Origin of the sequence: Mobiluncus mulieris (assembly GCF_014204735.1) — a bacterium.
Classification (GTDB): Bacteria; Actinomycetota; Actinomycetes; order Actinomycetales; family Actinomycetaceae; genus Mobiluncus; species Mobiluncus mulieris.
This window is the reverse complement of record NZ_JACHMA010000001.1, coordinates 2,413,234-2,428,660: the sequence shown is the minus strand read 5'-3', so window position 1 is coordinate 2,428,660 and position 15,427 is coordinate 2,413,234. Positions and strand designations below refer to the sequence as shown.

The window sequence follows — 15,427 nt, the reverse complement described above, 5'->3', positions numbered from 1 at the left end:
CGACGTACTGTTCATTTTAAGGTTAAAGGACAAAACCTGAAAACACAAAGGATACGATATGAAGTGGGCACTAATCACCGGGGCTTCCAGCGGCTTAGGGGAAGAATTTGCTTGGCAACTGGCCGCCGAACCCCTTAACCTGGTTCTGGTAGCCAGACGAGCACATCGTCTCGAAGCCCTGGCCGGGAAAATCCGCGCCACCCTCGGGGTGAAAGTCGAAGTTTTAACGGCAGACCTAAGCACTGCGGCAGGACAAAATACGGTAATTAGGCGTCTGCATGACGAATCGCGCCCCGTTGCCGTGTTGGTTAACAATGCGGGCTTCGGACTCGGACAAACATTTGTGTCCGGAGATTGGACACAGGAAGAAAAGGCTTTAGAGCTGATGGGACGTGTCGTGGCTCGATTAAGCTGGGAAGGGGCACGCGCGATGCTACGCCGAGTTTCCCGAGTGGCGCCTCATGAACCCCACAGAAAAAACCCCACACTGTACCGAGCGGTACACTTTTTACGCTGTGGAGTCCCCGTTTCCCAGCCACACGGTGGTGGAGTAATAATCAATGTGTCCTCTGCGACCGCCTACACCGCTATGGGAACCTATGCGGCACTAAAGACCTGGGTGCGGTTTTTCTCGGAATCCCTAAGCACCGAATTGCGTGGCTCCGGCGTGTCCGTCACCGCCGTAGCCCCGGGGCTGATGCACACCGAGTTTCATGAAGCGGCGGGGATGAACGTCGGGGTATGGCCAAAAATTAGTTTCGTCGACCCCTCTCTAGTGGTACAAGAAACTATTGAGGCGGCGCGTCGTCGCCGAGCCTTGGTCACCCCGACTATTCGGTACAAAATTGTATTAGCGGCCTCTCGTTTCGCACCCCGCTGGTTGATGCGTCGGTACTTTGGTTCACATTTTTTCAACCGGGCACTGTGAAATAGGTTGTTTTGCACTGCGCTGTGAATCCGATTGATTCGGTCGCACAAACTGGATTTTGAACCGGTTGGTACAAAGCTAAAAGCGTTGGGGAAGCCCTTACGGACTCCCCCAACGCTCAGTTCTAAGGCTGGAATTACTTCATCATAGTGCCATCGGATCCAAGACGCTGGCAGGCTTCAACCACGCGGGCAGCCATCCCAGCTTCGGCGGCCTTGCCCCAAGCACGCGGGTCGTATTGCTTCTTGATACCAACCTCGCCGTCAACCTTAAGTACGCCCTCGTAATTCTTGTACATCCAGTCAGCAACTGGACGAGTGTAGGCATACTGGGTATCGGTGTCGACGTTCATCTTAATTACACCGTTGGCGACGGCGGTGGCGATTTCCTCGGCAGTAGAGCCGGAACCACCGTGCATCACCAGGTCGAAGGGGCGGTCACCCGCCTTGAAGTGCGCCCCGACTTCCTGCTGGATGGTGCCCAACAGTTCCGGGCGCAGCTTCACATGACCCGGCTTGTACACGCCGTGGACATTCCCGAAAGTCAAGGCGGTAAGGTAGTGACCTTTTTCGCCCAGACCCAGAGCCTCTACCGTCTTGATGCCGTCTGCAGTGGTGGTGTAAAGCTTTTCGTTGATTTCGCCAACCACACCGTCTTCTTCACCACCAACAACACCGATTTCAACTTCTAGGACGGTATTGGCAGCCACAGCCTTCGGCAACAAGCGCTTGGCGACTTCCAGGTTCCGATCCAGCGGGATAGAAGAACCATCGAACATGTGGGACTGGAAGAATGGCAAGCGGCCAGCTTTAACTTCCTCAATTTCGAGGTCAATCAAAGCTTCTGTCCACGAGGCCAGTTTGTCTTCAGTGCAGTGGTCGGTGTGCAGCGCTACCGTTACGGGGTAGTTCTTGGCAACTTCCTTGGCATAGGCAACCATAGCCAGGGAACCAGCGACACGGTCTTTAATACTGGAACCAGACCAGTACTCCGCTCCGCCAACCGACACTTGGATGATGCCATCGGACTCAGCGTCAGAGAAACCGCGCAAAGCTGCTGTCAAGGTCTGCGAAGAGGTGACATTGATAGCGGGATAGGCGAACTTGTTCTCCTTGGCGCGCTTGAGCATTTCCTTGTAAACATCTGGGGTTGCAATAGGCACAGTAAAACTCCTTCTTTTTGTTGTCGATATGACCCTTATATTCTTTCACTTTTCTCCATTTTTTTCGCCTTGATGGCCGGAGAAAATCAGTTGTTCGCAAATTCGCGTATCGTCGAGTCGCAAATGTAAACCCCGGTTCTAGGACAGACCCAAATCCGCTAGGTGTAAGGCCGCAAAATACGGATAACCAGCTTCCTCAATGCGCTGCTGAGCTCCGGTGTCGCGATCCACAATCACGGCCACGGCCACCACTTTAGCTCCCGCAGCTTCCAGGGCATTCGCAGCCTGGAGCGGCGAGCCCCCGGTGGTCGAGGTGTCTTCCAACACCACCACGCGCTTGCCCGCCACCTCGGGGCCTTCGATTTGGCGTTTCATCCCGTGGTCTTTGGCAACTTTCCGCACTACGAAAGCGTCAAGGTCTAGCCCCCGGGCGGCCGCCGCGTGCAGCATGGCGCTAGCCACCGGGTCGGCTCCCATTGTCAGTCCCCCCACCGCGTCTATCTCGGAGATGGGGAAGCCGTTTTCTTCGAGTAAATCAATCATGACATGTCCAATTAGCGGGGCGGCTTCGTGGTGTAGGGTGGCGCGGCGCATATCCACATAGAAATCGGCTTCCCTCCCGGAGGCCAGGGTGACTTTGCCGTGCACCACGGACAGGGTTTTTACCAATTCGGTTAGTCTTGACAGTTGCGGGTCGTTGTTTTTCACATTCCTAGCATAGAGTGAATGCGTGCAAGAAACGAACTATTCTGATGAAGAATCTGAGGTTGGGGTGGGACCGTGGCCGACCGATCAGCCACTGCCCATGGGGGATTGTTATGACGCGGCTTTACTGAGAGAAGGTGACCGGCGCAATGTTCCCGACCGGTTTCGCTATTGGAGCAATGCGGCTATCACCGCCCAGTTGGATTGGGAGTTAAACCCACATCCCGAGGATTTATCCGCACCCTGCCTGGAGATAGCCGTAGAAAATATCGGGCATGACTTCAATATCGGCTCGATTATCCGCACCGCTAACGGTTTGGGGGTGCGCCAGGTGCATATTTTAGGGCGGAGGCGTTTTAATCGTCGCGGTGCGATGGTTACCGACCGCTATCTGCATCTGCAATTTCATGAGGTGCCAGCCGCTTTGGCGACCTACGCTGCTGAAAAAGCCTTGACTATTGTGGGGATGGATAACCTTCCTGGCGCCGAAAACTTGGAGAGCTGCGAGCTGCCCCGGCGCTGCTTGATGATTTTCGGGGAAGAGTCCTCGGGTATCACCCCCGCGACTCAAGAGATTTTGGACCGTTTGATACAAATTGCCCAGTATGGTTCCACCCGTTCTTTGAACGTGGGGCACGCGGCCGCTATCTCGATGTGGGCGTGGGTGCGAGCCTATCCCCGCCGACTCCCCTAGGCCTTGGCGGAGCCTAGCCTTGGGCACTAAGCGCCAAGTGGCGCATCTGGGTGTTTAACTGTGGCCATAGCGACTTGTGGATGGAACCGAAGTTTTGGCCTCCTAAAAAAACGCCGGCCACCCCCGCGCCAAGGTCAACCCAGATAAAGGAACCCGATTGTCCAAAGTGTCCAAAGACCTCGGAAGGAAACTCTGGGGGCAGGTAGTGCGGGGTTTTATGTCCGTGAATCTCGACCCCGGTTCCCCACAGATTGTCGCGGTGGTGTCCATATCCGGGCAGCATGCCGCGCAAACCTGGGCGTACTGGGCGGGCGAAGCCCGCGATATCACTGGAGCTCAGCGGAGTTCTGGTAGAGTTGAGCAGCTCGGCGGCTAATTTAGCCAAATCGTTTATCGGGCTGGTGGCTCCCCAGGCGGGTGAACCCACCAGTTTTGTATCACTCATTCCAAGAGGGTGGAGGATTGTTCGCGCCACCCACTGTGTCCACGGCATAGCGAGTTTCGTGGCGGCGAAACTCGCCGCCACTTCAAAACCGTAGTTGGAGTAAATCCGTTTCGTAAAAGGGGCGATGGTTGCTGCTTGTGGACTGGTAATTCCGAGCCGCACTCCCAGCTGATTCTTGGAGTCTTGAACCCCGTCGGGATGTGGATTGTCAAAAGGCAGTCCCGAGCAGTGCGCCAGTAAATCCCGCAAGGTGACCCCCGGCGGAGCCGGAGAGGGAACTGAAGTATCCAAGGGCAGAATCTGGCCGTCCAGCTGCGGCAAGGACTGTACCCAAAACGCCGTTGACACCAAGACCTTGGTCACCGACATCCATTTGAATGACTGTTCCAGATCCGCGCGGCTGGAGCCACCAGTCCACACATAGATATCCCCGCTGCCCTGTCGGGATAGCACCGCCAACGCATAGGGGAAAGGCACCTCGTGACGCAGCGGGATATGCTCGGGGGACAGTTCCCCGAAAGCCACCGTATTCACGCGGTTTCCTTTCCTGTTCAAGCGAACTCTATCGACCCCAGCCGGATTCGGTCTAGCTCCGCGACCACAGCTGGACTTAACTAAAACTCGATGGAATTCAACTAGGTTAGCGCAGCCACCCGGCCTCGCGGTAGCGACCCAGGCTCTCTTGAGTGGCTCCCGGAGTGAACATGCTCAGATAGAACTGCGCCATCTGCCCGGGACAGTTCTTTTCATGTGTATAGAGCCATTGGCTCAAAATCCCATCAAACAGCGACATTTGGAGCACCGCTATATCACGGGCTTTCAAGGCGGTATGTGCAAGCCCTTGTGCCTGCAGCTCAGTCCAGGCTTGCGTCAAAAGAGTGCGGAACTTCCGGTTGCGCTCCTCGTAGTGATCATGAGCGGGATGCAACTCTGAAGAGGCCTCAGCCAACAGCATACATTCGGCTTCGATGATGGTCGCGTTGGTCGCCACATTCGACAAAACCTCTAGCAACGTATCGAGCAAGGCCATGGCATCAAGCTGCGCGAGTTTCCGAAAGTCAAAACCCATTTCTTTCTCGTAGCGATCAACTACACTCATCAACAGGATTTCTTTGGATGGGAAGTGATAGATAACCCCCGGATGTGAAATCCCCACGCTTCGAGCGATATCACGCAAGGACATACCGTGATAACCAACTTCTCCCAGCAAATCCACCGCCGCATCGAGAATCGCTTCACGCCGTGCTAACCCAGAGGCATAGGAGCCTCGTGTACGCCTATCACTAGAGGGCATTTCATCTCCAAATACTCAAAGAATAATTCTATTTTCTCTGTTTCCCAGAAACATCTAGGAAGTACACCTCATCCTGCATATAAATATAACTGGCATATGGCCTAGACACGGCATTTTGCTCTTAGAATTTGTAAATATCAGTCCATTAATCAGCTTTTACTCTTAGCTGCAGCCGGTACTGTTCGTTCATCGGCCCGGTTAGTTCACTGAGATCCCCGACTTCCACAAGTTCCCCGGCAGTGAAATCAGGAGCCTCCACCACTACAGTGGCACCACGTTTCACCTCTCCGGATAGCAGCTTTTCCGCCAGCTGATCGCCTATTTCGCGTTGAATCAAGCGGCGCAACGGCCTCGCCCCATAGGTGGGGTCGTAGCCAGTTAACGCCAACCAAGAACGCGCCGAAGGCTCCACCTCAAGGGATAGTTGGTTTTCCTTCAAACGTTGCGCCATCTTGGCGATTTGAATATCCACGATTCTTTCCAAATCCTCGGTAGAAAGGGCGTCAAAGAGGATGGTTTCATCTAGCCGATTCAAAAACTCCGGTTTAAATGCCGCCCGCACCAAATCCAACACCTGTTTTTGTACCTCACGGCGATCAGCTGTCGGATCGGTGAGGAACTGGGAGCCAAGATTAGAGGTCAACACCAAAATGACATTGCGGAAGTCCACGGTGCGTCCCTGTCCGTCGGTGAGGCGACCATCATCAAGGACTTGCAGCAAAATATCGTAGACATCGGGGTGTGCCTTTTCTACCTCGTCCAAAAGAATCACGCTATAAGGGCGACGCCGCACCGCCTCGGTAAGTTGCCCGCCCTCCTCGTAACCTACATATCCCGGGGGCGCCCCGATCAATCTTGCCACAGAGTGCTTCTCGCCGTACTCACTCATGTCTATACGAGTCAAGGCACGTTCGTCATCGAAGAGGAATTCCGCTAAGGCTTTAGCAAGTTCAGTTTTCCCGACCCCCGTGGGACCAAGGAACAAGAATGATCCGGTAGGACGATTGGGGTCGGCCACTCCGGCACGCGCCCGACGTACCGCATTGGACACGGCTCGCACCGCGTTTTTTTGACCGACCAGTCTTTTACCCAAGTAGTCCTCCATATGCAGCAGCTTTTCAGATTCGCCGCGCAGCAATTTCCCCACGGGAATCCCGGTCCATGAAGCCACTACCTCGGCTATCTCGGCGGCATCTACCTTTTCGGCTATCATCGGGGTGGTTTCGGTTTCGCCTTCCCCCGCTTCATGAGTGGCATGCCGAGCTGAAACGGCATCATGTTTTTCGGCGGTTTCAATTTGGTGTTTTACCTGGGGGATTTCCCCGTTTTGCAAACGTCCAGCGTCTTCCCACCTGCCTTCACGCATGGCTTGCTCCAACGCGGTGTTCAACTCGTCGAGCTTTACCCGCAATTCGCCGACCAGGTTGTGCCCAGCCTTTTCGGCTTCCCACCTCAAGTTCAACCGATCCAAGGCATTTTTTTTCTCGGTCAGATTAGATTGTAGATTTTCGAGCCTTTCCTTGGTAGCAGCATCTTCACGGTTAGGATCAGAGGATTCCAAATAGGACAGCTCCATTTTCAAACGATCTACTTCGCGGCGCAGCTGATCGATTTCTTCCGGCGAGGAATCCAATTCCATGCGCAGCCGAGAGGCCGCTTCGTCAATAAGGTCAATTGCCTTATCAGGTAGTTGCCGTCCAGTTATGTAACGGTTAGACAGCTGCGCGGCTGCCACCAGCGCCCCATCGGCGATAGTCACCTTGTGGTGTGCCTCGTATTTGGGAGCAATGCCGCGCAAAATTGCAATGGTATCCTCTACCGAGGGTTCGCCCACAAACACAGTTTGGAACCTTCGTTCCAAAGCAGGGTCTTTTTCAATGTGTTCTCGGTATTCATCCAAGGTGGTGGCTCCCACGAGACGCAACTCTCCGCGAGCCAGCATGGGTTTCAACATATTCGAGGCATCCATCGAGCCTTCACTCGCTCCCGCCCCTACTACGGTGTGCAGTTCGTCGATGAAAGTAACGACTTCACCCTGGGCGTTCTTGATTTCTTCCAATACCGCCTTGAGGCGTTCTTCGAACTGACCACGGTATTGTGCCCCCGCAACCATAGCCCCCAAGTCCAGGGCAATCAGGTGTTTGTGTCGCAAGGAATCGGGCACATCCCCGGCCACAATTCGCTGTGCCAGACCTTCTACCACAGCGGTTTTACCCACCCCAGGCTCCCCAATCAACACCGGATTGTTTTTAGTACGTCGACTCAAGACTTGAATAACACGGCGTATCTCGGCGTCACGACCAATTACCGGGTCAAGTTTACCGTCCATCGCCCGCTGGGTGAGGTCATCACCGTATTTCTCTAAAGCTTTGAATGTGGCTTCGGGATTGGGGGAAGTTACTTTCGATTCCCCCCGAAACTTGTTAATGGCCTTGAGGAGCTTCTTATCGGTTGCCCCGGCGCGACGCAAGATTTTTCCCGTCTCCCCTTCGCTTTGCGCCAAAGCCACCAGCAGATGCTCGGTAGAAACATAGTCATCCCCGCGTTCTTTAGCAGCCACCCCAGCCTGGTTCACAATATTCAAGGCTGCTTGGGAGGGTTGCGGTTGCGCCACTGATGCCCCGGAAGCTCCAGGTAACGTTACCAAGACATGCCGTACTTCCCGGGAAACCTCTTCGGTATTGGCGACTTCTTGCAAGATTTGAAAGGCAATCCCTTCATGATCTTCCAACAAGGCGCTCAGAATATGTATGGGTTCCAGCGTGGGATTTCCCCCAGCCGCAGCCGTTTGCAACGCCGATGCTATTGCCTCTTGTGACTTAGTAGTTAATTTCTGTTCCATGATTATTCGCTCCCATTTTGACCTGCTGCCCCCACAGTCAGGTTTAATTCACACCGATATTTTGGAACTAATGGTACAAAAGCTGGACTGACTGTTACAGTCTGTCTGCACCACAGTTCCTTATTTTTGCCACAACACCAGAGCAGAGGAACGAGACACGGGGAAACCAACAGATTGAGTTTTCTCCGCTCGCTGCCCCCAGCTCAAGGAAGTCACTTCCCCGGCAGAGGAAGCCGCAAACACCCGGTTGGACAGTTTTGCGGCCAAAGCCAGTTGAGTGTTCTCTTGTTCCAGTTCCTCGACTCGGCGCTGCAAATCCATAATGCGCCGGATTCCCTCTAAGTTAACGCCTTCCTCTTGGGAAAGCACCTGTATCTGACGCAAATGAGACAAGTCTCGCAGGGAATACCGCCGCCCCCCACCGCCGGTTCGCCCCGGAACCACTAGGCCAAGTCGGTCATATTGGCGCAAAGTTTGCGGATGCATCCCCGCCAGACACGCGGCATCTCCAATCCGAAAACGCGGCTGAACCCACGCTTGCTGAACCTCAAATTCACTGAGTTCTTCACTATTGCAAAGCGCCGCTTCCAAACGCACCCCAGCCTCGCGAAGCCTCGCCAGGCAAGTAGTCATTTCGTCGAAAAGGCTCATAGTGCCACCAACCTATCCAGTTGGGCACGCGGATTAGCGTTTCTCGTAGCCTCAGTGAAAGCCTGCATAGCCTGTTTCGCAGCCTTGGATAAATCCCTAGGTACCGCCACCTGAATCTGCAAACGCAAATCCCCTCGACCGGACTTGGTTTTCAAACCGTAGCCGGGGATACGGATTTCCTCACCCGACTGGGTTCCCGCCGCCACATTCACTTTCACCGTAGAACCATCTGGCAATGGCACGGTTATCAACGCGCCCTGTACGGCCTCCGCGAAGGTCACCGGCAAGGTGAAGCACAAATCTTTGCCGTCAAGGTGCAGATAGGGATGCGGCTCGACGCAACAGGTCACCACCAAATTTCCGGGCTCACCACCATTAGAACCAGGCTGACCCTTGCCCCGCAGACGAATCTTTTGCCCATCGTGAACCCCGGGAGGGATTCTGACGGTGATAGTTTCTTCACGCAGTCGCAATCGAACCGTTGCCCCATTGTAGGCTTGTTTAAAGGTCAGTTTGGTGGAAGCCGAAATATCCGCACCATTTTGAGCTCGAAAGGAAAACCAGCGGTTACTCCCCCCGTTTCCTTCACCATTTCCTGACCCGGAACCCCCGGCGGGGCGGGCAGTGTTGCCGTAATAGGACGAGGCGGAGGTATTGGGGAAAGTGGTACCGAAACCGGGGTAACTCGCCCCCGCCCCAGAATTCCGACTCCGCTCTGCCGCGTCGGCTGCATTAGAGAACATATTAAGAATATCGCCTAAATCCGGGTTTCCCGCCGTATAGCGCGCTGAACCGCCGTTTCCTCCCCCAAAACCGGAGGTAAACATGGCGGAAAAGGCGTCCTCAAAGTCTGCGGCCGTACCGTGCCGGGATGCCCCCGCTCTAAACCGTGGTCCTCCCGCCGCCATAGCTCGCAAGGCGTCATACTTCTTGCGCTGTGCTGGGTCAGAAAGAACCGCATAAGCTTCCCCGATAGTCTTGAATTTTTCTTCAGCCTCGCGGTTACCCGGATTTTGATCCGGATGGTACTGCCGGGCAAGTTTACGGTAGGCTTTTTTCAAATCCTTATCGGACACACCCTTAGAGACCCCTAAAACCGCGTAATAATCCTTATCAAGCCAATCATTAGAACCCATCGGTTTTCCTCCTTTCCACCAGGTCTACTGCCTTAGGCAGACACATTGTTACTCACTTACCCTCTACGTGCGTATTGTTAGCATCTTTAGCAGCCTCACCAGCCGTAGCGTTGCTTTCCTTGGCTCCCGTCTCGGTTGCAGCCTCGGCTCCCGCTACCACCACCATAGCGGGTCGCAAGACGCGCTCTCCCATCAGGTAGCCCGGTTGAGCTACCTGATCTATCACATGGGTTTTACCTTCCATTCCAGGAAGCATCTGGATGGCCTGGTGCAGGTTCGGGTCGAAAGTATCGCCTTTAATCCCGTAGCGTTTCACCTTGAACTTCATCTCGAGAGCTTGCTCGAGTTTGTTAGCTACTGCCTCGAAAGACCCCACTAAATCCCCGTGTTGGCGCGCCAAGTCAATGTCATCGAGCACGCTCATTAAGGCATTGACTACATTCGCCACCCCGAGTTCTTGCTGGAGGGGAACTTCAGCTTTGGTGCGGCGGGCATAGGCATTGTATTCCTGTTGCAGGTTGTACAAATCCGCCCGAGCTCGTGCCAAGTCGTCTTTCATGGCTTCCAGTTCTTGTTTAAGCTCGCTAATACGCTGTTCTTGTGCCGAGTTTAGTTCGGACTCAAGGTCAGCTACCTCCGATTTATCCGAGCCAGATGACTCTTTTTGACCAGTCGGCGGCTCTTTTACGTCGGATTTTTCGCTGGCACCTAATGAAGCCGCGTCCGCCGAACCGAACTCTACCGTGTCGCCGCCTGACGTAGTCGCGTTCGTTTTGGGCTGGTCTTTAGGTGTCTTTTTGGACTTGGCTTGCGCGTCGCGTTCATGAGCCGCATCGGACTCTTTTTGCGAGGCCGCATAAGCTTGCCGTGCCTGTTCATTCACTTTCTCGTCACTCACTTGTTTTCCTCTTCGTCGATAACCTCGGCATCAATAACATCATCATCGCTACCGGAGTTCTCGGCTGGTTTAGGAGCCTCGGTCTTTTCTTCACCCGCCGACTCATTCTGGGCATTGGCATAGAGCGCTTGACCGATAGCTTGAGATTTCTCTTCGAGGGCACTCATCGCGGCCTTAATAGCCTCGATATCTTCGCCCTCATTAGCCTTCTTCAGGTTCTCTACCGCTTCTTTCACCGGCGCAACCGCGTCCTCGGGAAGCTTCTCGGCATTATCTTTCAAGAGCTTCTCGATACGGTAAACTGCCTGCTCCGCCCCGTTACGCACTTCGGCATCCTCGCGGCGTTTCTTGTCCTCTGCGGCGTGAGCCTCGGCCTCTTTCACCATGCGATCAATCTCGTCCTTCGGGAGAGAAGACCCGCCGGTAATGGTCATGGACTGTTCCTTGCCGGTTCCCCGATCCTTAGCGGAAACATGCACAATACCGTTAGCATCAATATCGAAAGTCACCTCAATCTGGGGCAAACCACGAGGAGCCGGCGCAATTCCAGTCAGCTCAAAAGTTCCCAGCGGCTTGTTATCGCGAGCAAACTGGCGCTCACCTTGATAGACCTGAATCAAAACCGAAGGCTGGTTGTCTTCGGCCGTAGAGAACACCTCGGATCGCTTGGTCGGGATAGCCGTATTCCGCTCAATCAGCGGGGTCATAATCCCGCCCTTGGTTTCAATACCCAGGCTCAGCGGGGTCACATCAATGAGCAGCACGTCTTTACGGTCGCCCTCGATAACACCGGCTTGCAGTGCCGCTCCCACGGCCACAACTTCGTCGGGGTTAACACCTTTATTGGGTTCGCGCCCCCCAGTCAGTTCCTTTACCAGTTCCGTTACCGCCGGCATCCGGGTAGATCCCCCCACCAACACAACGTGGTCAATCTCGGACAGGCTAATCCCGGCATCCTTGATGACCGAGTTGAACGGGGTCTTGCAGCGTTGCAGTAAGTCCTCGGTCATTTCCTCGAACTTGGCACGGGTAAGTTTTTCGTCCAGGTGAATCGGGCCGTTTTCACTCATAGAAAGGTATTGCAAGTTAATGTTGGTGCTCATGGCCGAGGATAGCTCCTTTTTGGCCTGTTCTGCCGCGTCACGCAGCCGTTGCAAAGCAATCCTATCCTTGGATAAGTCCGCCCCATCCTTGGTTTTAACCTGGTCTACCAGCCAATCCACTATGCGCTGATCCCAATCATCGCCGCCGAGCTTATTGTCGCCGTTAGTGGCGCGAACCTGAATAGTGGAAAACCCGTCGTCATCTTTGCCAACTTCCAGCAAGGACACGTCGAAGGTACCGCCCCCCAGGTCGAAGACTAGGATGAGTTCATCTTCCTTGCCTTTTTCCAGGCCATAGGCCAATGCGGCAGCGGTGGGCTCGTTGACAATACGCAAAACATTCAGCCCCGCAATCTGGCCGGCTTCTTTGGTAGCGGTACGCTGGGCATCATTGAAGTAGGCCGGAACGGTAATAACCGCGTCAGTAACCTTATCCCCCAGGTAGGCCTCGGCGTCTTGCTTGAGTTTAGACAGGATTCGCGCCGAAATCTCTTGCGGAGTGTATTCCTTGTCGTCAATCTTCACTTTCCAGTCCGTACCCATGTGGCGCTTCACCGAGGCGATGGTGCGATCCACATTGGTTACCGCTTGGCGTTTCGCTACCTCTCCGACCAGAACTTCACCCGTCTTTGAGAACGCCACCACCGAAGGAGTGGTACGCATCCCCTCAGCGTTCGCGATAATAGTGGGTTCGCCGCCTTCCAGCACCGCCAGGGCGGAATTAGTAGTTCCAAGGTCAATACCTACTGCCTTTGCCATTGTTGCTTCCTTCTTCTTGTTAATTTTTGTTCATGAGTGGATTGCGCCGTCTCCGGCGCAGCTTCAAGATTTGCACCATCCGCAAATCTTGAGTTCTTATGACTCAAGTTTACGACAGGTCAGGAAGTTTGTCCAGTTAAAACTCAAAGACTTGAGTCGACCCGACTCAAGTCTTTGAAATTGCAGGATTTCTAGAACCCCAAAAGAATTTGGCCTTGCAGCTACCCAGCGAATTCCGGATGGCACCTCATGAAACCATTTAATGAACCGCACCCAAGCTACCAAAAGGATGCCAACCCGTATAGAACCCAATCGAATCTTTAGCAAGCCAGACAATACCCAGCAGAATCACGACAGCCAAGACGGCATAAACCAGCCATCCCACCAGTTTCATAACTGAACTGGGCTCGGTATCATCCACCACCGTCCCCGATTCATCGCGAATCGCCCGTCCGGCATGAGCCCGCATCCCCAAGGCGAACAGAGTCGGCACCCCAGCTCCAAACACCAAGGCCAAGGCTGCCACCCGCAAAATAGCCTCTATTATTTGTACCGCAGTCATCAGTAAATCCTTTCCCTGGTGCTACTTGTCTTCACTATCCGGGCGGACAACATCAGCAGGAGGCAGCGACGCAGCCACCTGATGCGGCGTAGCCGTTACCAAATCCTGGACAGTGGAATCATGCTGGGGCGCAACCAAAGACTCATCAGCAAAGAGAATCTCTTCCAGTTCACGCTCGATATCACGCAGCCTGGCGGCCAATTCCAAACGCTCTTCGCGCAACCGCTGAATATGTTCACGCCGCGACACATTTGGAATCTGGACGCTGGCCGCTGTCGCATCCATACTGGCACCCAGGATTTCTTCGATGTCTTGTTCCAAAGCCTTTTCCACCTCCAGCGGAGTAGCCTGCTGGGCAGATTCCGAAGCCTTGGAATCCTGGCTCCAATCTTCGTTAACATTATTGGCATCCACTTTATCCTGGTGGGAGCGAACCAAGATAATACCGACCATTGTCAAGAGCAGAGCCAAATCAACCAAAACTCCAATCAAGGGATGAACCTGGCCGAATAGAGCCGCAATCCACCAAGTAGCGTAGCCAACCAGCCCCGCACAGGGCAGCGTAATGACCCAAGCGGAAACCATGCGCTTGGCGACACCCCAGCGTACTTTGCTGCCTTTTTTACCAAGTCCAGTGCCGATAATCGCCCCAGTGGCTACATGGGTGGTTGACAACGCCATACCGCCCGCAGCGGAAGTCAGAATAATCGCCGCTGAAGTGGCTTCGGCTGCCATCCCCTGAGGCGCCTCAATTTCCACCAAGCCCTTACCCAAGGTGCGAATCACGCGCCACCCCCCGGACAGGGTTCCCAAGGCGATAGCCAGGGCACAAACCACAATCACCCACACCGGAACCCGTTGGGTTTCCGTGGCGTTACCAGTAGCAATCAAAGCTAAAAAGATAATCCCCATAGTTTTTTGGGCATCCCCCGCACCGTGAGCCAGCGAAATCAACGAGGCAGTAATAATCTGGCCGTGGCGAAAGTGTTCTACCTTGCGACGGTTGGGAATCGTGTTGGTCACCCAGTAAATCAGGAAAGTGGCGGTGGCGGAAACCAGTGCGGCGATAACGGGAGAAGCCAAAGCTGGAATGACAATTTTCCCCACAATGGAAGACCACTCTACGCCTTGAGAACCCATAGCCGCGAAAGCCGCACCAATCATGCCGCCAAACAGGGCATGAGAGGAGCTAGAAGGCAATCCCAGCAACCACGTGAGCAGATTCCACAAAATCGCCCCAATCAGAGCCGCAAACACCACTATCAGCAGGTTCAGGCCTTCTTGAGGATTATCGAGATTATAGGAACCCAAATCGACAATGCCGCTGGCTACGGTAGCCGCCACGTGAACTGAAAGAAACGCCCCTACAACATTTAGCGCCGCCGAGAGCGCCACCGCATTAAACGGCTTTAATGCCTTAGTAGCTATGGAGGTAGCCATGGCGTTACCGGTGTCGTGAAATCCGTTCGTGAAGTCAAAAGCAAGCGCGGTCAAAACCACGATTGCGAGAATAATAAAAACCGCTGCGTCCATTCCGTTCTCTTTACAAACAAGTCATCGAGAGTGGCTGCGGACTAATGCCGTTTCATCCGGCGAAACCCGCATCACTAAGAATCCTACGGGGGTCTGGTTAACAAGAGGTTCAATGAATGTAAATTCCAAGTTAAATTCTGTGCCGAGTCGAACACGACGCTAACAGTTGGAACGAGGCGACTGAAATCACGTGAATCGCTGAGAATAGACAACGAAGTGCCCGGATTTTTCCGCGCACTTCGTTGTCTATAGGAAGGAAATTATCGAAAAGTCTGGTCTTAGGCAGCAAATCCCTGATTTGCCACGGTACGAGAACCCAGGATATCCACAATCCCAGCAGCGGGAACATTGAAGGGTGGCTGTCCCACCAGTTTGTTCACCGCCTCCACCAATCCCATCGAATTGAATGCTCCCGACGAAGTAGCCTTAGTGACATTGGAAGGCGCCACCATCTTGGGAAAGGCCGGAGTATTGTCAGAAACCTTCATCCCAGCGGTAACCGCCGAAGCTATAGCGAACACCTCGCTGGAATAGCGCTGATTCTCGGTGTTCGAATCGCTCATTGGTTTCCATCCTTGGTTCGGTTTCGAGGCAGTTCTCTGCCACGTTCATTCATTTCGTCCTTAAACAGCTCCCCATTAGCTTTGTGGGCATAATCCGAACCAATTTCCGTTTTAACAGCAAAACTTGAGAAAAACATCCCAACTTTGTCAGG

At 54.0% G+C, this 15,427-nt stretch carries 14 protein-coding genes; 2 read left to right on the top strand and 12 right to left on the bottom strand.

Annotated features, from left to right (window positions below; genetic code table 11):
• The first annotated feature begins 58 nt into the window (after positions 1-58).
• Positions 59-928: an SDR family NAD(P)-dependent oxidoreductase gene (locus F4555_RS10660; protein WP_004013348.1), complete on the top strand. Its 870-nt coding sequence runs from the start codon at positions 59-61 to the stop codon at positions 926-928.
• Between the two features lie 136 nt (positions 929-1,064).
• On the opposite strand, the gene fbaA is transcribed toward F4555_RS10660, so the two are convergent.
• Positions 1,065-2,090, bottom strand: coding sequence for a class II fructose-bisphosphate aldolase (fbaA, locus tag F4555_RS10655; protein ID WP_004013349.1), 1,026 nt, complete (start codon positions 2,088-2,090; stop codon positions 1,065-1,067).
• 138 nt (positions 2,091-2,228) lie between these two features.
• A complete protein-coding gene (gene pyrE, locus F4555_RS10650; RefSeq protein ID WP_004013351.1) occupies positions 2,229-2,798 on the bottom strand; it encodes an orotate phosphoribosyltransferase in 570 nt (189 codons plus the stop codon).
• A gap of 22 nt (positions 2,799-2,820) precedes the next feature.
• Here pyrE and F4555_RS10645 point away from each other — a divergent pair, with 22 nt between their 5' ends.
• Positions 2,821-3,489 (top strand): TrmH family RNA methyltransferase, encoded by a 669-nt coding sequence (locus tag F4555_RS10645; protein WP_004013912.1) that lies wholly within the window; start codon positions 2,821-2,823, stop codon positions 3,487-3,489.
• 13 nt (positions 3,490-3,502) lie between these two features.
• Here the strand turns inward: F4555_RS10645 and F4555_RS10640 are convergent, their stop codons facing one another.
• The 10 genes from F4555_RS10640 to F4555_RS10595 form a co-directional block, all read right to left on the bottom strand.
• A complete protein-coding gene (locus F4555_RS10640; RefSeq protein WP_004013913.1) occupies positions 3,503-4,468 on the bottom strand; it encodes a serine hydrolase domain-containing protein in 966 nt (321 codons plus the stop codon).
• Positions 4,469-4,574: 106 nt separating this feature from the next.
• Positions 4,575-5,228, bottom strand: a complete 654-nt coding sequence (locus F4555_RS10635) for a TetR/AcrR family transcriptional regulator (RefSeq protein WP_004013354.1) — start codon at positions 5,226-5,228, stop codon at positions 4,575-4,577.
• A gap of 145 nt (positions 5,229-5,373) precedes the next feature.
• Complete coding sequence (gene clpB, locus F4555_RS10630; protein ID WP_004013355.1) at positions 5,374-8,070, bottom strand: ATP-dependent chaperone ClpB; 2,697 nt, start codon at positions 8,068-8,070, stop codon at positions 5,374-5,376.
• A 120-nt stretch (positions 8,071-8,190) separates the two neighbouring features.
• Positions 8,191-8,721 (bottom strand): heat shock protein transcriptional repressor HspR, encoded by a 531-nt coding sequence (locus F4555_RS10625; protein ID WP_004013356.1) that lies wholly within the window; start codon positions 8,719-8,721, stop codon positions 8,191-8,193.
• Complete coding sequence (locus tag F4555_RS10620) at positions 8,718-9,857, bottom strand: DnaJ C-terminal domain-containing protein (RefSeq protein WP_004013914.1); 1,140 nt, start codon at positions 9,855-9,857, stop codon at positions 8,718-8,720. Before F4555_RS10620 ends, F4555_RS10625 begins: the two co-directional genes overlap by 4 nt.
• Before the next feature lie 52 nt (positions 9,858-9,909).
• Complete coding sequence (locus tag F4555_RS10615) at positions 9,910-10,755, bottom strand: nucleotide exchange factor GrpE (RefSeq protein WP_004013915.1); 846 nt, start codon at positions 10,753-10,755, stop codon at positions 9,910-9,912.
• Positions 10,752-12,617 carry a molecular chaperone DnaK gene (gene dnaK / locus F4555_RS10610; protein WP_004013359.1) on the bottom strand — a complete coding sequence of 622 codons (1,866 nt, stop codon included), beginning with the start codon at positions 12,615-12,617 and terminating at the stop codon, positions 10,752-10,754. The genes F4555_RS10615 and dnaK overlap by 4 nt, the downstream gene beginning before the upstream one ends.
• 259 nt (positions 12,618-12,876) lie before the next feature.
• Positions 12,877-13,179: a hypothetical protein gene (locus F4555_RS10605; protein WP_004013361.1), complete on the bottom strand. Its 303-nt coding sequence runs from the start codon at positions 13,177-13,179 to the stop codon at positions 12,877-12,879.
• Positions 13,180-13,200: 21 nt separating this feature from the next.
• The gene (locus F4555_RS10600; RefSeq protein WP_004013362.1) at positions 13,201-14,712 is read right to left on the bottom strand and encodes an inorganic phosphate transporter; all 1,512 of its coding nucleotides are present in this window, start codon (positions 14,710-14,712) and stop codon (positions 13,201-13,203) included.
• 278 nt (positions 14,713-14,990) lie between these two features.
• Positions 14,991-15,275, bottom strand: coding sequence for a hypothetical protein (locus F4555_RS10595; protein ID WP_004013363.1), 285 nt, complete (start codon positions 15,273-15,275; stop codon positions 14,991-14,993).
• Positions 15,276-15,427: the final 152 nt, after the last annotated feature.